A 4103-nucleotide genomic window follows, 5' to 3' on the forward strand; every position below is an offset into this window, starting at 1 on the left:
TTCGCCTGAGCGGAGCGGTCGCCGAGCGGGCACAACACCAAGGCTGGCTCAGCTCGTCTTTGTCGCTTTCGCACGCCGATTGCCACGCAATGGCCGTCGTTCTCGTGGTCTGTAGTCCGGCCGAGTCCGAGTAGGAAACTTGATGCGCTTCGAGTCCGCCTCTGGTCCGTCGGCCTGAATGGCGTCTTGGACACAGTGCGACAGGTGCTCTCCCAGAAGCTCGAGAGCGACGGACTGCAGAGCTTTGGTGGCGGCTGAGATCCGCGTGAGCACATCGGTGCATTAGGCGTCCTCGCCGACCATCCGCTGCAATCCTCGAACCTGTCCCTCGACCCGCCGCAGGCGCTTCTGCACATCTTCCTTGTGGTCTGAGTAGCCGGCCATCGTCTGTACCTGCATTGCGACTATACCCCCTATGGGTATATTGCACGACGGGAAGCCGGCCGCGGCTTAGGCTCGCGCCCGTTGACCCCGGCTCGCAGGTGCAGTCCATCGGCCAGTCGCCCGCCGCGCGGTTCTCCTAGGAACCAAGAAGACATTGGAGTTTCGACGGGACCGGCTCGTCGGATTCGAACAGTACGCCGACGGACTTCGCCTCAGCGTGTCGAACCGCCAGACCGCATCCTTGTTCCGGTTCGCACAGGGCTCGTCGCCGACCATCGCTGCGGCGCTGCTGTCCCGGACATGGAGCTGCTCGGTTTTCGTACGCCGGGATGACCGGGCGGTAATGCGGTGGACCTATCTTCTACGGGTTTGGAGTCGATCTGACACGACCACTCATCGGCGGGACCGAGCCCTGAGCCAGTCAAAGGCAATCGCGCCAACCATGATCGCCACGATCGCGATGTTGATGTACCGATGCTTCGGGGTGTCAATGGCATCGAGGATCAGGATCCCCTGCGAGCCTCCTGTGCGATGTTCCGTTTTCTGATGACCCAGCTCGGTGCTGGGTAGCATATGTCTCTGCTACTGCTTTTGTTTTTGTGGGACCGAGCTCACGGCTGACATGTTCGAGCAGAAGGATCGCTCAGCAACGCAACCCATTTCCCGGCCTCAGTCGGCAGCGTTGTTTCAAAAAGGGGTTCTGAGCATGTCCACGTCCAAGCACAGCAAGACTGGGTCGCGCCGGCCGTTGACGTCGATTCGCCCTCATGCGGCACGATCACAGGCGGCAAAACGCCGAAATTTCGTTCCGTTATGAAACAGTTTGGCGACGTGCGTCAGGCCGTGGCGGAACGCAAGCCGAAGCGCTGGCGAAGAAACGCGGCAAGGCGCAGCGGGATTGCAATAAGGCTCAACAGGGCGAACGGCACATATGCGGCGGCGTAGAGCCAATGCTGTGTCTTCTGGTCGAGTGCGCCCGGCACAAAATCCTTGCCGAAGGCGATCAGAATGTAAGTCGTGCCCAGGAAGAGCAGTGGCCGCCACAGACGTCCCAGGTTGCGCATTCCGATTCCGAAGGACAGCAGCACCAGCAGATAGGCGAAGAACAGTGCGACCACGAAGAACCACAACACGCGGCCCTGCAGCGGAATCTGGCCGATGACGACGCCCAGCCAGACGACCAATCCGATATGGACCTGAAGCGCGGTGGCGAAGGCCAGGCCCAAGGCTCGCGCCTGGCGCGCCAGCCCGGCAAAGGCTGGGCCGAACAGGATGGCCATCGCGCCGCCGGCATAGGAAAGCCAGAAAAAAAGGAACGACCAGCGCGCCGTGACGCGCACCCCCAGCCTGAGGCCATCGGGACCGGTGCCGTAACCGGCCAGAACGGCCACGGCAAGCGCGAGCGCGCCGCCGAACGCGCTGATCATCCAGACCCATGCCGGATCATGTCTGCGCGTCATCGCGCGCGTGCCCCGTTCAAGGCGCGTTCGATTCGTCCAGTAATGGCCATATAGATCTCACGCATTTCCGGCGCGGTTGCTAGCGGATTCGACGACTCTCAATCGACGTGATATGCGATACGGGGATGTGCTCGGAGGAGAAACGGCAGCTGCCGGCAACACCGCGTTGCGGATCGCCGCCAACATCGCCGGGTGATGGGCGGCATGATCGCCGGTGGGTGGGGCGATCAGGCGGGGCGGCTGCGACGTCCATTGCAGCCGGTCAAGGGCTGCCCGACCGCCTTTGGCAGTGAACTGCTCCGCGTCCTCGGGCGAGGCAATCAGCGTCACGTCGGTTCCACGGTGGGCAAGCGTTGTCAGAACATCCTCCGGCAGCCACACGAGTCCGACCCAGCTCAACACCCGCAGGAGGTATCGCGGGAGGTGGTTGTGCATAAAGCTCTTCGTCAACTCCCGAGCCGGGTTGAGAAGTGCTTTGAGGCGCTTTGTTGTCCTGGATTCGGAGGGGTCGCCGCCCGTGTCACTAGCCGCGTTGCGGTGTAGCGCTTTGTTCCGGAGATCCCATTGCGTCAGCAAGGTGGAGGTGACGCGCCAATTCCACACCACCAGGTTGACCAGGATCGCCGACTGCACACCGATATTGCGGGCGGCATGAGCGGCGTACCACGCGCCGGAGCAGATACCGACAAGCTCGAGTTCGCCGGCGTCATGGCACGCATGTCTGGCCACCGCTATCGATTCGGTGATGTCAGCCTTGGCATACACCCTGCGCCAAGGGTCCCGGCTGATCTGGCCCGACAAGCCCCGTCCTGCCGGGTCCCAGCGCAACGCCTGTGACCCGGCCGCTGCAATGCGACGTGACAATTCTACCCACTCGCGGGCGGGTCCTACGTGCAAGTCGTTGGCCGTCACGAAGAACAACACGGTCTTTGCGGGCGCGGGACTACGGCGTCGGGGCCGCGTGCGGATGGCGAATAGGCCGTTCGGCTCGATTCGTTCGATGCTCTCGAAAACGTCGACCCCGTCGGGCCCTTCGGCCGGCATCGTCACCGTTGTCAGGTATTGGGGTACGGCGCGATGGGTGCGAGTGGGAACGTTTCCGTCGATCCACTCGATGATCGAATCGACCGCGTGGAAAGGGATCGGTAACACCAGCTCCCCCGACCGGGCGCATTCCGGCAGACCGCCGGTCGTGATCGAATCAACTCCCTCGGCCGACGCCAGGGAGGTGACGCGCTTGTCGGTCTCGGCTGGTCGTCCCACCAGAAGTACGTTGTCGACGCCATGGGCGCTGACCGGATTGGCACCCATCCGCAGCGCGGCGAATTCTGCGGCGGCGCGGTCGCTCAACCGCCCGCCGATGATTGACACTTCGCCGGGCGTAGGAGCGTCCTCGCCCACCGACAACCGGAACAGCGCGGTGTGTTCCCGAAGGTAACGCCTGCCCGTTCCAGCGGGATCGAGGTAGACCACGCGGTTGACCATGTGGTTGACCATGTCGGATCGGGCCAGGTACTCGTTGAGGATCAGGCACCCGGCACGTATGCCGATGGCGGTCGCCGACTCCGCGCCGATCAGCGTGAGGTAGTCGAGCGCGTGGCCCACGCTTGCCACCCAGTTGGCCACCGCGTCATCACGGACCTGAGCGTATGCAGAATCACCCAAGCCCAGATAGTCAAAACGCAGCACGCCGAAACCGCGGCGCGCCAGGCTGTCGGCGAGGATCCGGTGTAGTCGGACACTCTCCATCCCCTCCTTTCCGAGCGAACCACAGATCAGTACCCCGCCCCTGATCTGGTTATCGACCGGCAGATGAACCACGCCGAACAATGGCGACTCAGACGGTCCGAAAAATGTCGGCACCTCTGTCGTCGTCAACGGCATGTTGCGCTGGCTCCACGGTCGGCTTCCGCCGTTAGCGGATAGCCGTGCTCTTGATGTTATTTTGCTCATCTTAATCATTCGGTCCGACCGTACTCGCGTCGGCCACATCGCGGGCTCGAAACCGTGCGACCGGATGAGGCCCAACACAATTCGCTCCATTCCGAATCCGACGCATGCGCTTTGCGCGACTTCACAGTCATGAGTTGACAACCCGAACGCCTCGCCGAAGTGCTCCTAGTGGCAATTTGCCGAGAACAACGGCCATGCCGTCATCGAGGTCGTCGTAGAGGCGCACGATCAGTCCGGTCTTCAATTCCCGGTCCGCTGATTTGGTGCGAGTACCCTGCCCGCTCGGCAGAGAGAACGGATCGTTGG

The 4103-nt window shown here is 62.7% G+C and carries 2 protein-coding genes and 1 pseudogene; all 3 read right to left on the reverse strand.

The genetic code is table 11. From position 1 onward, the window contains the following. Positions 1–48: 48 nt before the first annotated feature. The 3 genes and pseudogenes from ACLP4W_RS00905 to ACLP4W_RS00915 all read right to left on the reverse strand — a co-directional run bounded on the left by ACLP4W_RS00905 (position 49) and on the right by ACLP4W_RS00915 (position 3593). Positions 49–384 (reverse strand): annotated as a pseudogene (locus ACLP4W_RS00905) (metal-sensitive transcriptional regulator). Positions 385–1220: 836 nt separating this feature from the next. Next, positions 1221–1811 carry a hypothetical protein gene (locus ACLP4W_RS00910; protein ID WP_442383206.1) on the reverse strand — a complete coding sequence of 197 codons (591 nt, stop codon included), beginning with the start codon at positions 1809–1811 and terminating at the stop codon, positions 1221–1223. A 90-nt stretch (positions 1812–1901) separates the two neighbouring features. Then, complete coding sequence (locus ACLP4W_RS00915) at positions 1902–3593, reverse strand: hypothetical protein (protein ID WP_442383208.1); 1692 nt, start codon at positions 3591–3593, stop codon at positions 1902–1904. Positions 3594–4103: the final 510 nt, after the last annotated feature.

This window comes from Mycobacterium sp., assembly GCF_052145595.1.
Lineage (GTDB): Bacteria > Actinomycetota > Actinomycetes > Mycobacteriales > Mycobacteriaceae > Mycobacterium.